This window comes from Pseudomonas sp. NCCP-436, assembly GCF_019656335.1.
Classification (GTDB): domain Bacteria; phylum Pseudomonadota; class Gammaproteobacteria; order Pseudomonadales; family Pseudomonadaceae; genus Aquipseudomonas.
This window is the reverse complement of record NZ_BPLZ01000006.1, coordinates 193,216-215,972: the sequence shown is the minus strand read 5'-3', so window position 1 is coordinate 215,972 and position 22,757 is coordinate 193,216. Positions and strand designations below refer to the sequence as shown.

Sequence of the window (22,757 nt, the reverse complement as noted above, 5' to 3'; positions counted from 1 at the left end):
TTACCGAGCCATCGACCGGGCTGGTGTTGGTGAAGTACTGGCCGCTGAGCGGGGCGACGAACTCACCGCCGATGTAGTTGCCATAGCGCGGCTTGAGGGTAACGAGGGAGCCTGGGGTACCCGGTTTGGCGTAGATCATGGGTTCTGTCCTCTGTTGTTATAGGCGTGAGGCTGCGGCATCCCGGCCGCCAGTGACGGCCGGGAGCGGGGCAGGGTCAGCTGTTCTGGGGCATCTCGCCACGCGCCAGGCGTGCGTTGATGTCCGCGATCACCGCCGGCAGTTCGGCGATGGTGTCGATCAGGTAGTGCGGACGAGCGCCTTCGAACATGGCGGCGATGCGGGCGCGCTCCTGCTCGAGTTTTTCCTGGGGCAGAGCCTTGTACTCGTCGTAGGTCAGCCCCAGAGCGTTGCCGGAGCAGGTCAGGGCAACGGTCCACATACCGGCGCTACGGCCTTCGAGGATGCCCGGCCAGGTGTCGTCGACCTTGACGCAAGCAGCGACATCGCTGATGCCGAGGGCGATGACGTTGGCCAGTGACTGTGCCGGATGGGGACGGCCGTTGGGCACCTCATCGGTGGCGACCACGTGGTCGGGCTTGTAGCCGTTGCGCTCGGCCAGCTCGACGACCTTGCTCATGACCACGGCGGGGTAGCCGGAGCAGGTACCGATCTTCAGGCCTTCTTCGCGCAGTTGGGCGATGACGTCGAGGGCGCCCGGGATCAGCGCCGAGTGTTCGGCAATTTTTTCGATCTGCAGGGGCATGAAGCGCTCGTAGATGGCGGTGACATCGTCATCGGTCGGAGTGCGGCCGAACTTGGCGCGGTAGCGCTCGGCGATTTCCGGGATGTCGCAGAGTGTGCGGATGTGATCCCACTTGCCCATGCCCATGGGGCCGCGAGCTTCGGCGAGGCTGACCTGTACACCGAACTCGGCGAATGCCTCAACGAAGATCTGGGTCGGGGCGAAGGAACCGAAATCGACGACGGTGCCGGCCCAGTCGAGGATCACGGCTTGCAGTTGGCTGGGTTGCTGGTAGTTCATGTGGATAACTCCGTTCAATGGTATTGGGGTAGAGGGCTTCAGGCCTTGACGCGTACGTCGCTGACCGAGCCAGAGGCTGCGGACGGGTTTTGGGGTTGGGGGGTGTTATCGGGACGCTTGTTCCAGTACGGGATCATCATCACCGTGGCGACCAAGGCGGTGCCGGTGAAGACGATGAACACGGTCTCGGTGTCGAAGTAGCCGGGCAGCAGGCCGCCGAGGATGGCGCCGATCGAGCCGCAGCCGTTGACGAAGCCCGCAGCGGTACCGGCGGTACCCTTGCCGAAGTCGATCGCGGCCGCACCGCTGATCATGGCGTCCGGGCCGTAGAGAGTCAGGCCCATCATGAACAGCAGGCCGACAACCAGATAAACATTGCCACTGGCCATGGTCGGCACGAACAGGGCCAGGCACGCTGCCAGTGCCAGCAGACTGACGATGCAGGCGGGGAAGCGACGAGCGCCGAATACCTTGTCCGAGATCAGGCCGAGGATGATCGGACCAATCAGACCGGCCACTTCAAAGGAGGTCGGCACGATGGCCGAGGCGACCTTGCCGATTTCCGGCATGCGCTCGTAAACCATCACCGGGCCCCAGAACAGGATCGCGTAGCGCGCCGGTTTGAGCAGGAAGTAGGCCAGACCGAGGATCAGTACGGTGCGGTTGCCGATGATGGTTTTCAGGCATTCGATGAAGCTGGCCCGCTTGCCGTTGGCGTCGGTTTGCGGGGTATCCGGGGTTTCACCTTCCACGGGCGGCAGTCCGACGTCGGCCGGGGTGTTGCGCTGGAAGATGAAGAACAGCACGGCCACACCCAGCACGACGATGGCGCTGGAAATGAAGGCCGCCTTCCAGTTGCCGTATATCTGATAGGCCCACCAGCCGGCGAAGGGCGAGGCCACCAGGCCACCAAAGGCGTAGCAACTGCTCCACAGGCCGAGAATACGGCCGCGTTCGCGGGTGGCGAAGAAGCTGCCGATGTTCTTGCACAGGCCGGACCAGCCGGTGGACTGCGCCAGACCCTGAACGATCATGCAGGTGACGAAGATCGGCAAGGTGGCAAAGGTACCCATCAGCAGAGCAGCCAGTGCGGAAATGATCAGGCCTCCCAGCACTACGACGCGCGGGCCGAAGCGGTCGGCGAGGATACCCCAGGTGAACTGACCAACCGCGTAGGCGCCCAGGTAGAGGGCGTCGAGGTTGGCCATGGTGGCCCGATCAAGTTCGAAGTTTGGATCGTCCTCAATACCCAGCTTGGCAACCGAGAACGCCTTGCGGGTGAAGTAGAAGGCGGCGTATGCAATCCAGGTGATGGCGAAGATCTGCCATCTCCAGCGGAACAGGGAGCCAGGGCCGAACAAGGAAAAACCTTGAGACTGATTCACGCTACTAATCTCCGATATGAAGGTGCTGGCAGTTCGTCGACTGCCTGTTTTGTTCTTGTCAAAGCACTTCAGTCGCCATCAGGCGTTTTGTGCCCCGCATGCAAGCACGCGGGGCAGACGGTGCATCCATGCACCGCCTTGCGGGCTCAGGCTGCAGGGCTGCAGTCGTCGACGCCCATTACTTCCAGGCTTTCGCGGATGGCTTCCAGCAACTGACCGACGATGTGGGTGTCGATCTGACCGATACAGCCGATGCGGAAACTCTCGGCGATGGTCAGCTTGCCGGGGTAGATCACAAACTGGCGGGCCTTCAGTTCATCGTAAAAACGCTTGAACTCGAAGTTCGGGTGTGCCGGGCAGAAGAAGGTGGTGATGATCGGCGACAGCCAGTTGTCTTCCAACAGGGTTTTGAAGCCCATGGCGCGCATGCCAGCGACCAGTTTGTCGCGGTTGCTGGTGTAGCGTGCCAGACGACCGGCTACACCACCTTCAGCGGCATGTTGCTCGAGAGCCTTGTGGAACGCCACCACGCTGTGAGTCGGTGGGGTAAAGCGCCACTGTCCGGTGCGCTCCATGTAGCGCCACTGCTCCAGCAGATCCAAGCTCAGTGAGTGCGCGCGACCGGTGGCCTGTTCCAGCAGAGCGCGACGGATAATGACGAAGCCGAAGCCGGGAATGCCTTCGATGCACTTGTTGGCCGAAGAAACCAGCACGTCGAACGGTACCTGATCCACGGTTACCGGAACCGCGCCGAAGGAACTCATGGCATCAACAATCAGGCCCTTGCCGCGTGCTTTAACTACGGCGGCGATTTCGCGCAGCGGGTTGAGGATGCCGGAGCTGGTCTCGCAGTGAACGAGGAATACGTCGGTGATTTCCGGGTGAGCGTCGAGCAGTTCGGCCACTTCCTCCGGTTGCGGCGGCAGGTAGTCACCCTTGTCCAGAGTCAGGTAGTCGCGACCCAGATAGTCGAGGGTCTGCGCAGCCCGCTTGCCGTAGGCACCGTTCATCAGCAGCAGAGCCTTGCCATTGCGGGCGATGGCGGTGGCCAGGGCGGCCTCGACGGAGAAGGTGCCGCTGCCCTGCAGGGGGACGCAGGTGTAGCTGTCGTCCTGCACGCCGGCCATGGCGACCAGTTGCTTGCGGACTTCGGCGGTAACACGGTTGAAGTCGGCATCCCACGAGCCCCAGTCACGCAGCATGGCTTCCTTGGTGGCCATGGAAGTGGTCAGCGGGCCAGGCGTCAGCAGATAGGGTTCACCCAGGGCGGGGGCGGGGATGGCTTGCAGGAGTTCAGCTTTGCTCATGTCGGGTCTCCAGAGCTGTTGGGGATGTGGCGATGTGCCGCGCTGGAGATGATCAAACCAAGCTGCATTGAATAAATAAAATCGATTTATAGTATTTCAGAAATAAGTTCTTGTTATTAGTGAGGTGGTCATGGCGGTATCCAACGCTCAATTGCGCGCCTTTCACGCTGTTGCCGTATATGGCAGTTTCACCAAGGCGGCTGAGCACCTGTTTCTAAGCCAGCCAGCGATATCTGACCAGGTACGCAAGCTGGAAGAGCACTACGGAGTTCTGCTGTTTCAGCGCAACAAGCGTTCGGTGCAGCTAACTGAACTGGGCGAACAGTTGCTGGGAATCACCCAGCGTCTCTATGCGGTAGTGGCCGAGGCGCAGGAGCTGCTAGCCAGCTCGCAGGCCCTGCGCAAGGGGCGGCTGATCCTGGCGGTCGATTCGCCTCTGCACGTGTTGCCCTATATCGCCAGATTCAACGAACTTTATCCGGGGATTCAATTCAATCTGGTCACGGGCAACACCGACGAAGCCCTGGCGCGGTTGTTTGAGTACAAGGCCGACTTCGCCGTACTGGGGCGTCCGGTGGAGGATGATCGGCTGGTTTCCCATGTGCTCAGCCGTGCGCCGCTGGTGGCCTTCGTCGCTCCCAGCCACCCCTGGGCACAGCGCAAGTCCATCACCCTGTCTGATCTCGATGGCACGCCGCTGGTGCTGCGTGAGCGTGGCTCTATGACCCGCCAACTGATTGAAGAGGAAATGAACGAGGCAGGACTGCGGATCACCCCGTCGATCGAGGTGGAGGGACGCGAGGCGGTGTTCGAACTGGTGGCCGCAGGCCTGGGGGTCGGCATCGTCTCGGCGGCGGAGCTGGGCGTCGGGCACAGGCTCCATGTGCTGCCGATCAGTGATGGAACGCGCAGCATGACCGAGACGCTGGTGTGCCTGCGTGACCAACGTGATCGGCGCATCGTGGTGACCTTTCTCGATCTGGTGCGGTCTGACGCCGGCAGCCAAGGCAGCACCGGCGGGATTGCGCCGGCGGGACAAGGCTCCTAAGCTGCCTCGAGTTTTTACCGGCTCCCTGCGGGCCCGTTGCAGAGGTTATTCATGCATATCCACATTCTCGGCATCTGCGGCACTTTCATGGGCTCGCTGGCCGTTCTGGCCAAGGAGTTGGGACACCGCGTCACCGGTTCCGACGCCAACGTCTACCCGCCCATGAGCACCCAGCTCGAAGCCCAGGGCATCGAGTTGATGCAGGGCTACGAGCCGGCGCACCTGCAGCCCGCACCGGATCTGGTGGTGATCGGCAATGCCATGAGTCGCGGCAATCCTGCAGTGGAATATGTGCTCGACCGGGGGCTGCCCTATGTCTCCGGCCCGCAGTGGCTGGCCGACCACGTGCTGCAGGGACGCTGGGTGCTGGCGGTGGCCGGCACTCACGGCAAGACCAGCAGCTCCAGCATGTTGGCCTGGGTTCTGGAGTATGCCGGCATGGCGCCGGGTTTTTTGATCGGTGGCGTTCCGCAGAACTTTGGGATTTCGGCGCGCTTGGGTGACACGCCGTTCTTCGTGGTCGAGGCCGATGAGTACGACAGTGCTTTCTTCGACAAGCGCAGCAAGTTCGTTCACTACCGTCCGCGAACCACCATTCTCAATAATCTTGAGTTTGATCATGCGGATATCTTTCCGGATCTTGCGGCGATTGAACGGCAGTTTCACCATCTTGTGCGTACCGTGCCGGGCTCTGGCCTGATCATCCATCCGGCTGCCGAAACGGCGCTGGTCAGGGTCATCGAAATGGGCTGTTGGACCCCGGTGCAAACCACAGGCGAGGGTGGCCAGTGGCAGGCGCGCCTGCTCAGTGCCGATGGCTCGCGCTTCGAGGTGAGCTTCGAGGGCAAGATCGAGGGTGTGGTGGACTGGCAACTGACCGGCCGGCACAACGTCGCCAATGCTCTGGCGGTGCTGGCGGCAGCGCGCCATGTGGGCGTGCTGCCGGCGCTGGGCATCGAGGCGCTGGGCAAATTCATCAATGCCAAGCGGCGCATGGAAAAGGTCGCCGAGGTGAACGGCGTGACCATCTTCGATGATTTCGCCCACCACCCGACCGCCATCGCCACTACTCTGGACGGCCTGCGCAAGCGTGTCGGTGACGACACCCAGGTGATCGCCGTCATCGAACCGCGTTCCAATTCGATGAAGCTCGGTGCCCATCGCGACGGTCTGGCTGAATCCGCCGAACAGGCCGATGCGGTGTTCTGGTATGCGCCGCCGAATCTGGGTTGGGATCTGGCCGCCACCGTGGCGCAGGCGCGCAACCCGACGCGCGTGTGCGATTCGCTGGAGTCGATCATCGAGGGTGTGAAGGCCTTGGCGCGCCCCGGCACCCAGGTGGTGGTGATGAGCAACGGCGGTTTCGGTGGCCTGCATGGCAAGCTGGCCGAGGCTCTGGAGGGATAGATGTCGGGACCGGAACGCATAACGCTGGCGATGACCGGCGCCTCAGGCGCGCAATACGGTCTGCGCCTGCTCGATTGCCTGGTGCAGGAAGAGCGTGAGGTGCACTTTCTGATCTCCAAGGCCGCACAGCTAGTGATGGCCACCGAGACCGACGTGGCACTGCCGGCCAAGCCGCAGGCGATGGCGCAGTTTCTCACCGAGTACACCGGCGCTGCACCCGGGCAGATCCGCGTCTACGGCAAGGAGGACTGGATGGCTCCGGTGGCCTCCGGCTCCGGGGCGCCGGCGGCGATGGTGGTGGTGCCGTGCAGCACCGGCACGCTGTCGGCGATTGCCAGCGGTGCCTGCAACAACCTGATCGAACGTGCCGCCGACGTGGCACTGAAGGAGCGGCGCCAACTGATTCTGGTGCCTCGCGAAGCGCCCTATTCGAGCATCCATCTGGAGAACATGCTCAAACTGTCGAACCTGGGCGTGACCATTCTGCCGGCATCGCCCGGTTTCTATCATCAGCCGCAGACGCTGGATGATCTGGTGGATTTCGTGGTGGCGCGGATTCTCAACTGCCTGAATATTCCCCAGGACATGCTGCCACGCTGGGGCGAGCATCATTTGGTGTCGGATGACTAAGAAAACCCGCCTGTTTGTATGCGCCGTACTGCTGTTGAGCCAGGGCGGCTGCGCCACTGTGCGCACCTTGGATGCGGCCAAGCCCGGTGCGCCGGTGGTCTACGCTGGTACGCGGCTGGACTGGTATGCGCTCACTGATGGCTGTTGCCCAATGGATCACTTCGGCGCTGAGGCACCGCGCTATCCGGGGCTCGATCTGCCTGGCAGCGTGCTGCTCGATACCCTGTTGCTGCCCCTGTCGCTGCCTGCGGCAATAGGGGCCAGCGTGCGCATTTCCGGCGGCAGTTGAAGGCCGTCTCAGCCGGCTTCGGCCTCGGCGGTTACCTCCTGGCAGACATCGATCCATTGAGCGTCGACCAGTTCGGCCATGCGCAGCGGGGTGATGCGCACTGCGCTGTGAATGTCGCCGGCGGCGGGTATTACTTCATCGAAGGCCAGCAGTGAGCGGTCGCAATAAACGCTCAGCGGGGTGGCCAGGCCGAACGGGCAGACGCCGCCGACCGGATGCCCGGTCAGGGCCATCACGGTTTCGGCATCGAGCATCTTGGCCTTGGTGCCGAAGCATTCTTTCATCTTGCGGTTGTCGATTCGGGCATCGCCACGGGCGACGATTAGCACCTCACGCTCGCCGATGCGAAAGGCCAGAGTCTTGGCGATCTGCCCTGGAGCGACGCCGTGAGCGGCTGCGGCCAGTGCCACGGTGGCGGTGCTGGTTTCCAGCTCGATGATGGTGATGTCCGGCGCCTTGTCGGCAAGAAAGGCGCGCACGGATGCCAGGCTCATGTAATGACTCCCGATCTGTGGTAACTGGAGTGGCCCGAAGCACTTCGGGCCACTGAGAAAAATGCCGATGCTGTCGCCACAGTCCGTGCAGCGTCAAGCGCCGGCATTAGCCGGCCAGGGCGCGAACTGTCGGATATTGCTCGCTGAGGCAGTAGCGACCCTTGTCGTCCCGGGCCACGCGGCCCATGGCGGTGGTCGGGTCATGGGTGAACACCAGGCGGCCGCCGCGCTCCAGCAAGTCCGCCAGCAGTGCCTGCTTTTCCTCAATCAGGCCTTCGGGGAAGCGGTCGTAGCCCATGGTGATTGGCAGGTGAACCCAGGGCGCACCGGGGATCAGGTCGCCCGGGAAGACCACCGGGCCGCCCGGCATGGCGACTTCCGGCAGCAGCTGGCCCGGGGTGTGGCCGTCGCTCCAGTGCAGGCGCCAGTCCGGGCCGAGCAGCTCGCAGTGGCTGCCTTCGTCGATCAGCTCCAGACGGCCGCTGGCCTCCAGCAGGTCGAGCAACTCCGGAATATAGGAGGCACGGTCACGGGCGTGCGGCTGGCGCGCACGTAGCCATTGACGACGGCCGGTGAGGAAACGGGCGCTGGGAAACAGCAGGCGCGCCGGCTGGCCTTCTTCCCAGGCCGCGAGCAGGCCACCGGCATGATCGAAGTGCAGGTGGGTCAGCACCACGATATCGATGTCGGCATCGCTCAGGCCGAGCTTTGCCAGCTCGTCGAGCAGTACGTGATGGTCTTCCTGCACGCCGAAGCGCTGCTTCATCTCGGGGCTGAAGAAGGCGCCGATGCCGGTTTCCACCAGGATGTTGCGTTCATCCTCCTGCACCAGCAGGGCGCGGCAGCCGAGGTCGATGCGGTTCAGCTCGTCGGCCGGCATCCAGCGCTGCCAGAGCGCCTTGGGCGCGTTGCCGAACATGGCGCCACCATCGAGTTTCTGGCTGTTGCCGGTCAGGGTGGTCAGGGTTCGCATGGGGTCTCTCTTGTTCTTGTCAGTGAAGGAAAGGGGCGGGGGATCGGCAGCTGCGATCCACCCGGGTTGGCGATTGTTTCAGCGTTCGACCGCCAGCGCCACGCCCTGGCCGCCGCCGATGCACAGCGTGGCCAGGCCGCGGCGAGCGTCGCGGCGCTGCATTTCGTGGAGCAGGCTGACCAGGATGCGGCAGCCGGAGGCACCGATGGGGTGGCCGAGGGCGACGGCACCGCCGTTGACGTTGACCTTGGCGCTGTCCCAGTGCAGTTCGCGGCCGACGGCAATGGCCTGGGCGGCGAAGGCTTCGTTGGCCTCGATCAGGTCCAGCTGCTCCAGGCTCCAGCCAGCACGCTCCAGCGCCTTGCAGCTGGCGAACACCGGGCCGATGCCCATCACCGCCGGGTCTACCCCGGCGCTGGCGTGAGCAGCGATGCGCGCGAGCACCGGCAGTTGCAGTTCGGCGGCCTTCTCGGCGCTCATCAGCAGTACGGCAGCGGCGCCGTCGTTGAGGGTCGAGGCGTTGCCGGCGGTCACCGTACCCTCACCCTTGAATGCCGGACGCAGCTTGGCCAGGCTTTCCAGGCTGGTGCCGGCGCGTGGTTGTTCGTCCTGGGCAAAACGCAGCGGCTCGGCGCCGCGCTGGGGAATTTCCAACGGGACGATCTCGTCGTCGAAACGACCGGCCTCGATGGCGGCCTGGGCGCGCTGCTGCGAGCGCAGGGCGAAGGCGTCCTGCTCGGCGCGTGACACGCCGTACTGTTCGGCCAGGTTCTCCGCGGTGATGCCCATGTGGTAGTCGTTGAAGGCGTCCCACAGGCCGTCCTGAATCATCGTATCGACCAGTTGTGCATGGCCCATGCGCAGGCCGCTGCGTGCGCCCGGCATGACGTAGGGCGACAGGCTCATGTTCTCCTGGCCACCGGCGATGACGATCTCGGCATCGCCGCCGCGAATGGCCTGGGCGCCGAGGATGACCGCCTTGAGGCCGGAGCCGCAGACCTTGTTCAGAGTCATGGCCGGCACGGTGTGCGGCAGACCGGCGAGCAGTACGCTCTGCCGCGCCGGGTTCTGCCCGCTGCCGGCGGTGAGCACCTGGCCGAGGATCACCTCGTCGACCTGTTCGCCCTCGATGCCGGTACGAGCCAGCAGTTCGCGGATCACGGTCGCACCCAGCTGCGGTGCGGGAATACGGCTCAACGAGCCCTGGAAGCTGCCGATGGCGGTACGGCAGGCGGCGACTATCACAACTTCACGCATAACATTTCCTCGCCGATGTCCGGCGCATGCTTGGGTCGCGCGACCCACTACGGGAATAAAAAAGCGCGGCGCCGAGGCAGCCGCGCAACACGCTCAACAGTTGCTGAATCTGTTCTTGGTCTTGCGAGTCGGGGCCGACGCGCAGCTGACCATGCGCAGGTTCTCAGAATTGCTCGGCGGCCAGGCCATACAGCGGCTGGCTACCGGCACGGATGCTCGCTTCCAGGCTTAGAGTGCGTGGCAGCAGGCGGGTGAAGAAGAACTCGGCGGTGGCGAGCTTGCCGCCGTAGAAGGCTTCATCCTCTGCCTGCTTGTTCTGCGCCACCGCCGCCATGCGTGCCCACATGTAGGCGTAGGCGACGTAGCCGAACAGGTGCAGGTACTCCACCGAGGCTGCGCCGACTGCGTTGGGCTCAGTCTTGGCCTGCTCCAGCAGCCAGCCGCTGACGGCTTCCAGACGCTCCAGCGCCTCAAGCAGCAGGGCGCCGTAGGTGGCTTCGTGATCATGGGCGAAGGCGCGCACCTCGGCGGCGAACAGGCGCAGCGCGGCACCGCCGTTGGCCACCACCTTGCGCCCGAGCAGGTCGAGGGCCTGGATGCCGTTGGTGCCTTCGTAGATCTGTGCGATGCGCACGTCGCGCACCAGTTGCTCCTGGCCCCATTCGCGGATGTAGCCGTGGCCGCCGAACACCTGCTGGCCATGCACGCAACTTTCCAGGCCGGTGTCGGTGAAGAAGGCCTTGGCCACAGGAGTGAGCAGGGCGACCAGTGCCTCGGCATTCTGCCGCTCGTCGGTATCGTCGGCGTACTTGGCCAGATCCAGCTGCTGGCCGACATAGCAGGCGAACGCGCGGCCGCCTTCGGTCATGGCCTTCATGGTCAGCAGCATGCGGCGCACGTCCGGGTGCACGATGATCGGATCCGCCAGCTTGTCCTTGGCTACCGGGCCGGTTGGTGCGCGGCTTTGCAGACGATCACGGGCGTAGGCCACAGCCGACTGATAGGACGCTTCGGCGCAGCCGATGCCCTGGATGCCGATGGACAGGCGTTCGTAGTTCATCATGGTGAACATCGCCGCCAGGCCGCGGTTGACCTCGCCGATCAGGTAGCCGGTGGCGCCGTCGAAGTTCATCACGCAGGTCGCCGAGGCCTTGATGCCCATCTTGTGCTCGATCGAGCCGCAGCTGACGGCGTTGCGTTCGCCGAGACTGCCGTCGGCACCCACCATCACCTTGGGCACCAGGAACAGCGAGATGCCCTTGGGACCTGCCGGGGCGTCCGGTAGTTTGGCCAGCACCAGATGGATGATGTTCTCGGTCAGATCCTGCTCGCCGCCGGTGATGAAGATCTTGCTGCCGGTGACCTTGTAGCTGCCGTCGGCCTGAGGCTCGGCGCGGGTTCTGATGATGCCCAGGTCGGTGCCGGCATGGGCCTCGGTCAGGCACATCGAGCCGGCCCAGCGGCCTTCGTACATCGGCGGCAGGTAGGTGGACTTCAGTTCCTCGCTGGCATGGGCGTCGATGGCCAGGCAGGCACCGGAACTCAGCGCCGAGTACAGCGCAAAGCTGGAGCCCGCGGCGTAGAGCATTTCCTCGAAGGCCACGGCGAGCATCTTGGGCATGCCCATGCCACCGTACTCCGGGTTGCCGGACAGGCCCACCCAGCCGCCTTCGGTGTAGGTGGCGTAGGCCTCCTTGAAACCCTGCGGGGTGGTAACCACGCCGTCATGCCACTGTGCGCCTTCCTCGTCGCCGCTGCGGTTGAGCGGAGCGATCAGGCCGCCGGTGACCTTGGCCGCCTCTTCGAGGATGGCGTCGGCGGTGTCGGCGTCCACCGTTTCCGCCAGGGCCGGCAGGCGTGCCCACAGGTTGGGGGCCTGGAACACCTCATGGAGGACGAAGCGCATGTCGCGCAGCGGGGCGTTGAACTCGGGCATGGTGCAACCTCGACAGCTGAGGCGCCGCGACAGGCACGGCGCTGGGTGAACGGATGAACTCAGTCGGCTTCGGCCGCTTCGTTCGGTTTGTCCTTGATGCTGGTGAATTTAAGCAGATGGGTGCGCTCGACCAGGATGTACAGCGCGGCACCGGCGGCCAGGCCCCAGCCCGCGCCGTAGACGGCAAGCACTACCCCCATGGTGCCGGCGATGCCGCGCTCGGTGTTGTTGTTGAGCTGCTCGAACCCGACCATCAAGCAGATGTAACCGGTGAGGATCAGGGTCAGTGACAGGGCGATCGGCAGTACCGGCTGGAAGAAACTGACCAGCGGCAGCATGAACAGGGCGGCGAAACCGGTGATCCAGAAGGTGCCGGCGCCGCTGTAGATGGAATCCATTGCCTTGCGCCCGTACTTGTAGCGCTCGGCCATGGTTGCCGCCACTGCCGTCCACAGCGGGCCGGCCAGGCCCGGGTAGGGCGCGAAGAAGGCGTGCAGGGCGTTGCGGATGGCGGTTACCAGGTGTACACGGTCGACGTTGTTTTCGATCACTTCGTCGGTACGCAGTTCATCGGCGCGCTGCATCAGCGACTGGCCGACGATGATGTCACCGAAGGCGATCACGTAAGCGATCACCGCGGTGGGAACGGCCAGCAGGAAGACATCCAGGCCGGGGAAACCGACGTTGAACGGCAGGTAGTTCCACATCTCGCCGAAGGCCGGCGCAGTGATGCCCCACTTCACGTCCGGCATCTTGTACTCGCCCACACCGATGCCGATGAAAATGGCGATCAGCATGCCCGGCACCATGCCGTAGTTGACGATCTTGCGGGCGAAGGGCACGCGCTCGGTCAGCCCCTTGAACGACACCGAGAACATCAGGTACAGGCAGATCAGGCTGCCCAGCACCAGGGAGATCGGGGTGTTGGCCAGGCGGCCGCCGGCGCTGATCTCGCCCATCAGTGCCGCGATACCGGCACCGATGATGATGCCGCCCTTCATCGAGTTGGGAATCAGCCGTACCAGGGCACTGCCCAGGCGGGTGACGCCAAGCACGAGGAAGATCACGAAGACCAGGAACTGCAGGGCGAACAATGCCTGGATCGCCTGCGGGCCGGGCTCGTAGTTGCCGAGAAACAGCAGTACCACGGGGATGCCGGGGGTGATCCAGCCGGGTACGAAAGGTACGCCGAGCAGCGCCGGCAGCATGAAACCGATGCCGCACACCACCACGTAGGCCAGGGCCACGTCATAGGGCAGGCCGAGATACTTTTCCAGCAGCGGGATCATCGCCAGGCTGACCACGAACATGATCAGCGCCTGCAGCATCTCCGCGGTTTCCCAGCGGTAATGCACGAAGGGCAGGCGCACCTTGAACGGGCCGAAGGGCCAGTGCGGTTGTTCGTCGCCGTCACGGCGCTTGAAAATTTGCATGAGGGATCTCCGTCGGCCGCCTGGGCCGTTTCTTGTTGTTGTGAAAACGGTTCATTCGGCTCTCCCCCGCGAGTGGGGGAGAGCGAGAGGAGGTGTCGTTACAGAGCCTTGGCCATGTCGCGCAGGACGAACTTCTGGATCTTGCCGGTGCTGGTCTTCGGCAGTTGGGTGAAGACCACGGTCTTGGGTACCTTGAACCCGGCCAGGTGTTCACGGCAGAAGGTCATGATCTCGCTGTCGCTGACCTGCTGACCGCTCTTCAGGGTGATGAAGGCGCAGGGCGTCTCGCCCCATTTCTCGTCCGGGCGGGCGACTACGGCGGCTTCCAGCACGGCAGGGTGGCGATAGAGCACGCCTTCGACCTCGATGGTGGAGATGTTCTCGCCGCCGGAAATGATGATGTCCTTGAGGCGGTCGCGGATTTCCACGTAGCCGTCCGGATGGCACACGGCCAGGTCGCCGGTATGGAACCAGCCGCCCTCGAAGGCTTCGGCGGTGGCGCTGGGGTTCTTCAGGTAGCCTTTCATCACAGTGTTGCCGCGCATGAAGATCTCGCCGATGGTCTGGCCATCGCGTGGTACCGGCTCGAGGGTTTTCGGGTCGGCGACCATCACCCCTTCCAGAGTCGGGTAGCGCACGCCCTGGCGGGCCTTGATGGTGGCGCGTTCCTCCAACGGCAGTTCGTCCCATTCGGCGTGCCAGGCGCACAGGGTCACCGGGCCGTAGACTTCGGTGAGACCGTAGACGTGAGTGACGTGGATGCCCATTTCCTCCACCGCGCCGATTACCTTGGCCGGTGGCGCGGCGCCAGCGACCATGGCCTTGACCGGGTGGTCGATGGCAGCCTTGGCTTCTGGCGGCATGTTGACCAGCGCATTGAGCACGATGGGCGCGCCGCACAGGTGAGTGACTTGCTCGTCGCGAATCAGGTTGAGGATCTTTGCCGGGTCGACGCGGCGCAGGAACACGTGCACGCCGGCCAGCGCGGTCACCGTCCAGGGATAGCACCAGCCGTTGCAGTGGAACATCGGCAGGGTCCACAGGTAGACCGGGTGGTTGCCCATGTTCCAGGTCATCTGGTTGCCCAGCGAGTTCAGGTAGGCGCCACGGTGGTGATAGACCACACCCTTGGGATTGCCGGTGGTGCCGGAGGTGTAGTTGAGGCTGATGGCCTGCCATTCGTCTTCCGGCCACTGCCAGGCGAACTCGGGGTCGCCCTCGGCGAGGAAGGCTTCGTAATCCAGGTCGCTGACCGGCTGGCCTTCGCCGTACTCGGGGTCATCGACGTCGATCACCAGTGGCGGGTGGTCGAGCATGCCGATGGCGGCGTGAATGACATCGAAGAACTCGCGGTCGGCGATCACCACCTTGGCTTCGCCGTGCTGCAGCATGAAGGCGATGGCCTCGGCGTCCAGGCGCACGTTGAGGGTGTTGAGCACCGCGCCGATCATCGGTACACCGAAATGCGCTTCGAGCATGGCCGGGATATTTGGCAGCATCACTGCCACCGTGTCGCCCTTGCCGATGCCGCGGCCGGCCAGTGCCGAGGCCAGGCGGCGGCAGCGCGCGTAGGTCTCGGCCCAGTTGCGGCGGATCGAACCATGCACCACGGCCGGGTAGTGCGGATATACCGCCGCGGTACGCTCGATGAAGCTCAGCGGGCTGAGGGCAACGTGGTTGACGGCGGCGCGGCCGAGGCCCTGTTCGTAGATCGACATGGCGGATACACCTTTGGCTGATTGTTAGCTCTGGTAATACCGGTAATGATGTGGGCTTTACCGGATTGCTCGGGACGGATTTATAGGATCTTTTCCTGGATTATGGAAATAGCACCAAGGTTTTATAGAATAATTACTATATGAAAGCCGATGACCTGTCCCTTTCGGCTGCAGCCCTGCAGTCCTGGCTGCGTGTCCAGCGCGAGGCGCCGCCGCTCGCGGCGCGTGCCACGGCGTTGCGCGGTGCCCTGCTGGGCTGTCCGCAGGTACGTCAGGTCTGGTACCTGGCCTGGCAGCCGAGCAGTTGTACCTATGCCCAGGAAGACGACGGGCCAAGTCTGCCGCCCGGGCAGGGCGATCCACTGCAAGCCAGTGACCAGGCACTGATCGAGGCGCTGGAGGCACGGCCCTGTCTAAGTTTCGAGGTGCTGCGCCAGTTGCCCTGCTGGCTGGCCGGGCGGTTGCGCCGGGCGGCGCTGCACCACGGCCAGGCGCTGGCGCTGGAACTGCAGCCCGGCCAGCCCGGGCTGCTGCTGCTGCAGGTGGATGAGGCCGCCGGGCTGGAGTGGCTGCCCTGGCTGCGCGAACTGCTGGAGCAGATGATCCGCCTGGCCAGCGGGCTGGCGCGCACGGCGCCGCTGTTGTCGGACGATCCACTGCCGGCTGTGCTGCTCGATGCTGAGGCCCGGCCGTTGGATAGCAACGTCGCCCTGCAGTCCTTGCTGGGCCAGCGCTCGCTGGCCCAGCTTGGCGAGCTGCTGCCGGTCAATCACCTGCCGCTGATTCGCGCCTGTCTGCAGCAGAACCGCGCCATCGAGTCGGTGGAAACTCAGGACGGTGAGCGCGTACTGGTCTGGAGTTTTATCCCGGATCAGGCCGACAGGCGCGTGCTGGCCCGTTGCCGCGAGGCTACCCGGGAGATCCGCGAGAGCCGCGAGGCGGCGCGGGCTCAGCGGTTGTACCGGCTGATTACCGAGAACACCACGGATCTGATTTCCAGACATACCCCTGACGGGGTTTTCCTCGATGCCTCGCCGGCCAGCTGGACGCTGCTCGGCTACTGGCCGGAAGAACTACGCGGAGTGTCCGTGACCAGTCTGCTGCACCCGCAGGAGTCAGGCCTGCAGATTCGCCAGGCGGCCGAGGCGCTGGAGCAGGACGGCTACCACACCATGAGCTTCCGTATTCGCCATCGCGAAGGCCACTACCTGTGGTTCGAGACGGCCAGCCGGGCGATCCGCGAGACCTATACCGGCGCGGTGGTGGAGGTGGTCAGCGTTTCGCGTGACATTACGGCGCGGATCCAGGCAGAGGAAAACAAGCGCCGTCTGGCCGAGGTGGTGGAAGCCAATACGGATCTGGTGCTGTTTGTCGAGCCGGGTGGGCGCCTGACCCATCTCAATCCCTCTGCCCGCCGGGCGCTGGGCATTGCTTCGGAGCAGGTGCTGCCGGAGCTGGGCTGCTTGCTGCTGAGTGAGGACCTGGCGCGTTTGGAGCGTGAAGGCTGGACGCGTGCCGACGAGTGCGGAGTGTGGAGCAGCGAGGCGCGCCTGCTGCCGCTGAGCGGTGGTTCGTTGCCGGTGTCGCTGGTGCTGCTGGCGCACCGTGGCGCGGGGGAGGAGCGCTACTATTCGCTGGTGGCACGCGACATGACCGAACGCGAGCTGCGCGAGGCGCAGCAGCGCAGGCATCAGGACGAACTGGCACATACTGCTCGGCTGGTGACGCTGGGCGAACTGGCCTCGGGCATTGCTCACGAGATCAATCAGCCGCTGGCTGCGGTGGTCAACTATGCCAGTGCCAGTCAGCGCTACCTGCAGCAGGCGGCCAGTGATACGGCGGCGCTGGACAAAGTCAGCCAGGGGCTGGCGCGCATTACCGAGCACGCCAACCATGCCTCGGAGGTGATCAAGCGGTTGCGTGCTTTCCTGCGCAAGGGCCAGCGGCGCATGCAGGCGCTGAATCTGGCCGAGGTGGCGCGTGAGGCGGTGCGACTGTGCCAGTGGGAGGCTGGAGCGACGCAGGTGGCCGTGCTCGACCTGCTGCCGGACGATTTGCCGCCGGTCTATGCGGATCGGGTATTGCTTGAGCAGGTGCTGCTCAATCTGCTGCGCAATGCCATCGACGCCAACCGTGAAGTCCATGCCGGGTCTGCTTCGCAGATTCGTCTGGAGGTCCGCGAGCACGTCGGGAGTCTTGCAATACGGGTGATTGATCAGGGGCCCGGGGTCAGCGAGGAGCATCTGGGCAAGCTGTTCACTCCGTTCTACACCAGCAAGGCCGAGGGGCTGGGGCTGGGCCTGTCGATGAGCCGCAGCATCATCGAGGGGTTTGGCGGGGCACTGGAGGCCAGTCCGGCGGCCGGTGGCGGCTTGTGTCTGGAATGCCGTCTGCCGTTGGGGCGTGGGGAAGAGGCCGAGGGCGAAGCTGGCCAAACATAACGACAAGAGGAGCTACAAGCAGATGCGACAACTGGTTTACGTGGTCGATGACGATCAGGGCATGCTCGAATCGACCCTCTGGCTGCTGGAGTCGGTGGGGCTGACCGGCGTGCCCTTCACCAATGGCCGCGATTTTCTCGAAGCCTGTGATCCACGGGCCCACGCCTGTGTTCTGCTCGATGTGCGCATGCCCGGTATGGGCGGGCTGAACGTGCAGGAGGCCATGCGTGCCCGTGGCATTGAGCTGCCGGTGATCTTCGTCAGTGGGCATGCCGATGTGCCTATTGTGGTCAGGGCGTTCAAGGCCGGCGCGGTGGATTTTATCGAGAAGCCCTACAACGAGCAGTTGCTGCTCGACAGCGTTCAGCAGGCGCTGGAGCAGCGACCGCGTTCGGGCCGTCATGACCCGCGATTGGCCGAGGTGCAGACGCGACTGAAGCAGCTTACTCCACGCGAGCGTGACGTGCTGTTGCCACTGGTGCGTGGCTACACCAATCGCGAGGTGGCCGAGCAACTGGCTATCAGCGTGAAGACGGTCGATCTGTATCGCTCGCGGGTGATGAAGCGGATGCAGGCCGAAACCCTGCCGGAGCTGGTGGGCATGGTGATTGCCGCCGGACTGGTCGATCCTCTGGCGCTGCGCGCCGGCAGCTGAGCTGTCCGGGCGGCGTAGCTTCAGATTGCAGCGTCGTCTTCCTCGTCGAGGTTGTCGCCGCAGAAGGCGGCAAAGCATCTGAGCAGGTGCGAACTCCCGGCATCGGCGAGCAGCCAGGCGTCGCTTTGCGCATCATGGCTGGCCGCCTGCACGGCCGCCAGGCTGAATTGCCAGCGCCGTGGCGTGCGGCCGTCGATGCATTCGATCCACAGTACCGGTTGTTGCGCATCAGCCTGCGGATCGCTCAGCAGCGCACTGTCCAGCTCGAACTGCCAGGCATGCAGGCCGTCGATCTCGAGCATGTCCGCATTGTTCAGTGCTTCGATCAGGGTGCTCATGCTCTACCTCCCCAGGCGCCGCAGTTCGGCGGATTCGACGATACGCACGCCGTTGCCGGTTTCCAGTGCCAGGCGCCACAGTGCCCGCGCCAGGACACTGGCCTCGATGGCACGGTAGCGTCCCGGCAGACAGCGCAGCAGCGGAGCGGCCAGACGTTCGCCGAGGCGGAATTCGCGCCGCGCACCGAGCAGCAGCGACGGTCGGGCAATGGTCAGCTGTGGCCAGTCCATGGCGCGTAGGGAAACTTCCGTCTCGCCCTTGACGCGGTTGTAGAAAACCGAGGACTGCGGATTGGCACCAAGGGCGCTGATCAGGATCAGGTGGCGGGCTCCCAGTTCACGGGCGCGGTGGGCGAAGGCCAGTATCAGGTCGTGATCGACACGACGGAAGGCGGTCTGCGAACCTGCTTGGCGCAAGGTGCTGCCGAGGCAGCAGAAGACCGTATCCAGCGGGCCGTTCAACGCCGGCAGCAGTGTCTCCAGTTCGCCCACCGGGTTTTCCAGGTGCGGATGATCTGCCAGTTGCCGTCGACTGGGAGCCAGTACGCGAGTCACGGTGGGTTCGTTGAGGAGGCGGTCGAGCAGGTACTCACCGGTCAGGCCGGTGGCACCAGCGATAAGGATGTGTTGCGGAGTCTGGTGCATTCAGTCGTCTCGTATCTGTGAACGGGTCGGATGCAGCCCCTGCTGGCCTGAGCTTAGCCCTTTCAGCGGGCCTCGGTCACGTTCTCCAGTGCCCGTTTGGCCTGACTTTCGCGCAGGCTCCGCCAGTGCTCGAGAACCCCGCGTGGAGCCCAGATCTGCGGTTCGGAGGCTTCGAAACCGTCGCTTTGTTCTCGTTCGGCGACTCGCTCGCTGGCGAGCTCGAAGGCGCGCTCAAGGTTGTCGGTCTCGCCCAGGGCCTCAGCAAACAGGGCACGGCCGAAATAGGTGAAGTCGTTTTCCTCGCTGCAACCGAAGGACACTCGATCGGCACGCGCGGCAGTCATTACCAGGGTCTTGTCGTCCTTCAGTGGCGGGATGAAGCCGCCGGAATAGCAGGCCGAGATCACCACTACCTTGTTGCGATCACGCAAAGGCTGCAGCAGGGCGGCCAGCTCGGTGGCCGGCAGATCCGCCAGTTGCAGGCGTGGCAGGTCGAGGTTGAGTTCGTGACGGTGCGAGCCGTGGCTGGTCAGGTAAATGAAGATCAGGTCTTCCGCGCCGCTGCGCTCGGCCAGAGCCTGTATGACGCGCGTTAGGTTCTCGCGGGTGGCCAGTGGCCGATCGGCAAGATGGTCGCGGTGGTTGATCAGGCTGATGCTGCCGTGGGCGCCGAAGCGCTCGCGCATCAGTTGGGCGACGTACTCGGCCTCGCGCATGAACACGCTCTGCCTGCCGTCGCCGGCCAGCGTCAGGGCATAGAGTTCGCGTTCGGCGGTGGAGGCGGGCAGGGCGGCAATGGCTTCGTCAAGCAGACGGCCCTGCAGCAGCAGACCCAGTTCCAGGCTGTCCGGCACGGACCGGCCCTGCTCGTCGCGCACCAGGCGGCCGCGCTGCCAGATGCCGCTCTGGCGGCTGCCGTCGGCCAGGGTCAGGGTGCCCTTGCCATGGTATTCCCCCATGGCAAAGCTGCCCTGGTAGACACTGCCATCGGTCAGGGTCAGCAGACCTTCGCCTTCGTAGCGCCAGTCTTCGAACTGGCCGAGGTAGCGACTGCCATCGCTGCGCTGGTGCTCGCCATTGCCCTGCAATGCCCCTGCGACAAATTCCCCGGTCCAGATATCGCCGTCGGCGCTCTGGTAGCGACCTTTGCCGTGAAACTCGTCATTAGCTAACTCGCCGTTGTAGCTGTCGCCGTCGGCTCCGCTGTAGTTGCCCTGGCCGTTGAGCGCGCCCTCGCTGAATTCGCCACTGTAGCGGTTGCCGTAAGCGTCGGTGCGTACGCCCGGGCCATGGGGAACGCCTTTGGCGAACTGGCCCTGGAAGCTGCTGCCATCGGTCAGCTCCAGTTTGCCCAGTCCGTCGAACAGATCATTGGCAAAGCCGCCCTGATAACGCAGGCCGTTCTGTTCTAGCTGGCCCTCGCCATTGAAGCGGTTCTGCACGAATTCGCCGCTATAGCGGCTGCCGTCGGTGTAGGTCAGGGTGCCCTGGCCGTGGAACATGCCCTGCCGGAATTCGCCCTGATAATGCTCGCCGGCAGGCCCTTGCCATTCGCCCGGACCTTCGTAGAGGCCGTCCTTGAACTGGCCTGAGAACCAGCTGCCGTTGGCATATTCGAGGCGTCCGGGGCCCTGTAGCAGGCCATCGACGATCTCGCCGTGATAGCGGGCGCCGTCAGGCAGGATGGCATCGGGCGGTGTCAGCTGGCGAACCTCGTCGCAGGCGACGAGCAGGAAACTCAGGCAGAGGGGCGCTAGGCGCAGGGCAGGCGAGATCATCAGGGCATCCGGGTCGGGACATAGGCGGTCAGTATGCCGCAAGCGCAGACGGCGGCGCGGATGCGCCGCACAGTTGCGGGTGTTGCGACCTGTTATCGCCGCTGGCGCGGCAGGTCGTCAACCGGAGGGCGGATCAGATGAAGCAGAGGGTCAGCGGCTCGGCGATGTAGGCCGGTTTCTCCTGGCCTTCGATCTCCAGCACGGCGCGGGCCTTGAGCAGCCACTGGCCCGGGTTCTTCTCTGTCGCTTCGGTAAGGCTGAGTGCCAGGCGAACGCGCGAGTTGACCTTGACCGGCTGGATGAAACGCACACTGTCCAGACCGTAGTTGACGGCCATCTTCAGGTCGTCGGGCAGCACCATGATGTCCTGGATCAGCATCGGGATCAGCGACAGGGTGAGGAAACCGTGCGCGATGGTGGTGCCGAAAGGAGTCAGCTTGGCCTTTTCCGGATCGACGTGGATGAACTGGTGGTCGCCGGTGCAGTCGGCGAACTGATTAATGCGTTGCTGATCGATGGTCAGCCACTCGGATTTGCCGAGCTCCTTGCCAACATAGTCCTTGAGTTGCGCTACGGGTACTGACGGCATGGTTCCTCCTGGAGGATGCGTGTGTTGTTATTATGGTCTGCCTGTTCCGGCGGCTGCTCGCGGAGTCAGGCAGGCGGCCGTTGCGCGCTAGGTCCGCATGCGGGCGGCAACGGGGCAAGCTCGTACCATGGTACTGAATGGCACGTCATGAAAAGGCAAGAGCCGGGCTGGCATGCTTATAATGGCCGGGATGCCCTCAAGGATGCCCGTTATCCCCTGTCCCGGGGCGATGATGGCTCCTGCCTGTTTTCTCGGAGACTTCAATCATGCTGCTTCGCGGCCTGTCCTGGCTGGTGCTGTGCCAGTTACTCGGTACTGCTCTCAACGCACTGCTGCTGCCCATGCTGCCAGGGCCGATCATCGGCATGCTGCTGCTATTTGCCTTTCTTCTGCTACGTGGTGAGGTGGGCGAGTCGCTTAATGAAGCCTCCACCAGCCTGCTTCGCTATTTGCCGCTGATTCTGGTGCCTCCGGCCGTGGGGGTGATGGCTTATGCGTCCGATATCGCTGCCGATTTCTGGGCGGTGGTCGGCGCGCTGGTTCTCTCACTGCTGTTTTCCGTGGCCCTGTCCGGCTGGTTGATGCAGCGCCTGATCGATCGCCAGCAATCGCGGGAGGACGCATGAATCTCGACTGGGCAGGCGCCTGGCAGGCGCTGACGCATCACCCACTGTTCGGCATCGGTATTACTTTGGGGGGCTATCAGTTGGCCATGGCTGCCTACGAGCGCACTCGCTGGGTGTTTCTGCAGCCGGTGCTGGTGTCAATGCTGGCTGTGATAGGAATCTTGCTGCTATGCGGACTGAGTTTTGCCGAGTACCGCCGCAGTGTCGAGGCGCTGACCCTGCTGCTCGGGCCAGCCACGGTGGCACTGGCCGTGCCGCTTTATCTCAATATGCGGCGTATCCGCCAACTGCTCTGGCCGATTCTGATAACCCTCGGCGTGGCCGGGACTATGGCCACCGTGCTGGGTTTTGGTCTGGCCTGGCTGTTTGGGGCCGAGTCGCTGATGATTCGCAGTATGGCGCCGAAGTCGGTGACCTCGCCCATCGCCATGCTGGTAGCCGACCAGATTGGCGGGATTGCCGCGCTGGCCGCGGTGTTCGTGATGCTTACCGGGGTAATTGGAGCTATCATTGGCCCGTCGCTGTTGCGCCTGTGTCGTGTCCGTCACCCGGCAGCGCAGGGTATGGCGCTAGGTATTACCGCTCATGCGGTGGGTACGGCGCGGGCGTTGCAGGAGAGCGACGAATGCGGTGCCTTTGCCGCCCTGGCCATGAGCCTGATGGGGGTGATTACCGCCGTGTTGCTGCCGCTGGCCTTCGTTCTGCTGGTTTAGCCCCGGCTGGAAAAGTGTCTGGCCTCGCCTCCGGCCGCCGGGGGCGAAGTCT

The 22,757-nt window shown here is 64.2% G+C and carries 22 protein-coding genes; 8 read left to right on the top strand and 14 right to left on the bottom strand.

Features of this window, described 5'->3' with window-relative positions; translation table 11 throughout:
• From NCCP436_RS17640 to NCCP436_RS09245, 4 genes are all read right to left on the bottom strand, one after another.
• A partial coding sequence (locus tag NCCP436_RS17640; protein WP_259651436.1) for a hypothetical protein occupies positions 1–139 on the bottom strand: 139 nt, incomplete at its 3' end.
• A 76-nt stretch (positions 140–215) separates the two neighbouring features.
• On the bottom strand, positions 216–1,043 hold the full coding sequence (gene phnX, locus NCCP436_RS09255; RefSeq protein ID WP_220803701.1) for a phosphonoacetaldehyde hydrolase: 828 nt from the start codon (positions 1,041–1,043) through the stop codon (positions 216–218).
• A 38-nt stretch (positions 1,044–1,081) separates the two neighbouring features.
• The gene (locus tag NCCP436_RS09250) at positions 1,082–2,428 is read right to left on the bottom strand and encodes an MFS transporter (RefSeq protein ID WP_220803700.1); all 1,347 of its coding nucleotides are present in this window, start codon (positions 2,426–2,428) and stop codon (positions 1,082–1,084) included.
• Between the two features lie 146 nt (positions 2,429–2,574).
• Entirely contained in the window at positions 2,575–3,735 is a 1,161-nt protein-coding gene (locus NCCP436_RS09245; RefSeq protein ID WP_220803699.1) for a 2-aminoethylphosphonate--pyruvate transaminase, read from the bottom strand.
• Positions 3,736–3,865: 130 nt separating this feature from the next.
• Between NCCP436_RS09245 and NCCP436_RS09240 the strand changes: the two genes are divergently transcribed.
• Genes NCCP436_RS09240 through NCCP436_RS09225 form a run of 4 tightly spaced genes read left to right on the top strand, consistent with a single transcriptional unit; the run spans position 3,866 to position 7,109 of the window.
• A complete protein-coding gene (locus tag NCCP436_RS09240; protein ID WP_220803698.1) occupies positions 3,866–4,783 on the top strand; it encodes a LysR substrate-binding domain-containing protein in 918 nt (305 codons plus the stop codon).
• A gap of 51 nt (positions 4,784–4,834) precedes the next feature.
• Positions 4,835–6,190, top strand: a complete 1,356-nt coding sequence (gene mpl, locus NCCP436_RS09235) for a UDP-N-acetylmuramate:L-alanyl-gamma-D-glutamyl-meso-diaminopimelate ligase (protein ID WP_220803697.1) — start codon at positions 4,835–4,837, stop codon at positions 6,188–6,190.
• Positions 6,191–6,820 (top strand): flavin prenyltransferase UbiX, encoded by a 630-nt coding sequence (gene ubiX / locus NCCP436_RS09230; RefSeq protein ID WP_220803696.1) that lies wholly within the window; start codon positions 6,191–6,193, stop codon positions 6,818–6,820.
• Complete coding sequence (locus NCCP436_RS09225; RefSeq protein WP_220803695.1) at positions 6,813–7,109, top strand: YceK/YidQ family lipoprotein; 297 nt, start codon at positions 6,813–6,815, stop codon at positions 7,107–7,109. The genes ubiX and NCCP436_RS09225 overlap by 8 nt, the downstream gene beginning before the upstream one ends.
• Positions 7,110–7,117: 8 nt before the next feature.
• On the opposite strand, the gene NCCP436_RS09220 is transcribed toward NCCP436_RS09225, so the two are convergent.
• The 6 genes from NCCP436_RS09220 to NCCP436_RS09195 form a co-directional block, all read right to left on the bottom strand.
• Positions 7,118–7,603 (bottom strand): YbaK/EbsC family protein, encoded by a 486-nt coding sequence (locus tag NCCP436_RS09220; RefSeq protein WP_220803694.1) that lies wholly within the window; start codon positions 7,601–7,603, stop codon positions 7,118–7,120.
• A gap of 106 nt (positions 7,604–7,709) precedes the next feature.
• The gene (locus NCCP436_RS09215; RefSeq protein WP_220803693.1) at positions 7,710–8,576 is read right to left on the bottom strand and encodes an MBL fold metallo-hydrolase; all 867 of its coding nucleotides are present in this window, start codon (positions 8,574–8,576) and stop codon (positions 7,710–7,712) included.
• Positions 8,577–8,654: 78 nt separating this feature from the next.
• Positions 8,655–9,833: an acetyl-CoA C-acetyltransferase gene (locus NCCP436_RS09210; protein WP_220803692.1), complete on the bottom strand. Its 1,179-nt coding sequence runs from the start codon at positions 9,831–9,833 to the stop codon at positions 8,655–8,657.
• Between the two features lie 163 nt (positions 9,834–9,996).
• The gene (locus NCCP436_RS09205) at positions 9,997–11,769 is read right to left on the bottom strand and encodes an acyl-CoA dehydrogenase C-terminal domain-containing protein (RefSeq protein ID WP_220803691.1); all 1,773 of its coding nucleotides are present in this window, start codon (positions 11,767–11,769) and stop codon (positions 9,997–9,999) included.
• 59 nt (positions 11,770–11,828) lie between these two features.
• Positions 11,829–13,202 (bottom strand): solute carrier family 23 protein, encoded by a 1,374-nt coding sequence (locus NCCP436_RS09200; RefSeq protein WP_220803690.1) that lies wholly within the window; start codon positions 13,200–13,202, stop codon positions 11,829–11,831.
• Positions 13,203–13,300: 98 nt separating this feature from the next.
• Complete coding sequence (locus NCCP436_RS09195) at positions 13,301–14,920, bottom strand: acyl-CoA synthetase (RefSeq protein WP_220803689.1); 1,620 nt, start codon at positions 14,918–14,920, stop codon at positions 13,301–13,303.
• 140 nt (positions 14,921–15,060) lie between these two features.
• Here NCCP436_RS09195 and NCCP436_RS09190 point away from each other — a divergent pair, with 140 nt between their 5' ends.
• Both NCCP436_RS09190 and NCCP436_RS09185 read left to right on the top strand, forming a co-directional pair.
• Positions 15,061–17,361, top strand: a complete 2,301-nt coding sequence (locus NCCP436_RS09190; protein ID WP_220803688.1) for a PAS domain S-box protein — start codon at positions 15,061–15,063, stop codon at positions 17,359–17,361.
• 22 nt (positions 17,362–17,383) lie between these two features.
• Positions 17,384–18,016, top strand: a complete 633-nt coding sequence (locus NCCP436_RS09185; protein WP_220803687.1) for a response regulator transcription factor — start codon at positions 17,384–17,386, stop codon at positions 18,014–18,016.
• 20 nt (positions 18,017–18,036) lie between these two features.
• Here NCCP436_RS09185 and NCCP436_RS09180 read toward each other — a convergent pair whose 3' ends face one another.
• From NCCP436_RS09180 to NCCP436_RS09165, 4 genes are all read right to left on the bottom strand, one after another.
• Positions 18,037–18,354 (bottom strand): DUF5629 family protein, encoded by a 318-nt coding sequence (locus tag NCCP436_RS09180; protein ID WP_220803686.1) that lies wholly within the window; start codon positions 18,352–18,354, stop codon positions 18,037–18,039.
• Positions 18,355–18,357: 3 nt separating this feature from the next.
• Positions 18,358–18,999 carry an oxidoreductase gene (locus NCCP436_RS09175; protein ID WP_220803685.1) on the bottom strand — a complete coding sequence of 214 codons (642 nt, stop codon included), beginning with the start codon at positions 18,997–18,999 and terminating at the stop codon, positions 18,358–18,360.
• Positions 19,000–19,061: 62 nt separating this feature from the next.
• The gene (locus NCCP436_RS09170; protein WP_220803684.1) at positions 19,062–20,777 is read right to left on the bottom strand and encodes a C13 family peptidase; all 1,716 of its coding nucleotides are present in this window, start codon (positions 20,775–20,777) and stop codon (positions 19,062–19,064) included.
• A gap of 133 nt (positions 20,778–20,910) precedes the next feature.
• Positions 20,911–21,366 (bottom strand): MaoC family dehydratase, encoded by a 456-nt coding sequence (locus tag NCCP436_RS09165; protein WP_220803683.1) that lies wholly within the window; start codon positions 21,364–21,366, stop codon positions 20,911–20,913.
• A 266-nt stretch (positions 21,367–21,632) separates the two neighbouring features.
• Here NCCP436_RS09165 and NCCP436_RS09160 point away from each other — a divergent pair, with 266 nt between their 5' ends.
• Both NCCP436_RS09160 and NCCP436_RS09155 read left to right on the top strand, forming a co-directional pair.
• Complete coding sequence (locus NCCP436_RS09160) at positions 21,633–21,992, top strand: CidA/LrgA family protein (RefSeq protein ID WP_220803682.1); 360 nt, start codon at positions 21,633–21,635, stop codon at positions 21,990–21,992.
• Positions 21,989–22,705 (top strand): LrgB family protein, encoded by a 717-nt coding sequence (locus NCCP436_RS09155; protein ID WP_220803681.1) that lies wholly within the window; start codon positions 21,989–21,991, stop codon positions 22,703–22,705. Before NCCP436_RS09160 ends, NCCP436_RS09155 begins: the two co-directional genes overlap by 4 nt.
• Positions 22,706–22,757 lie beyond the last annotated feature (52 nt).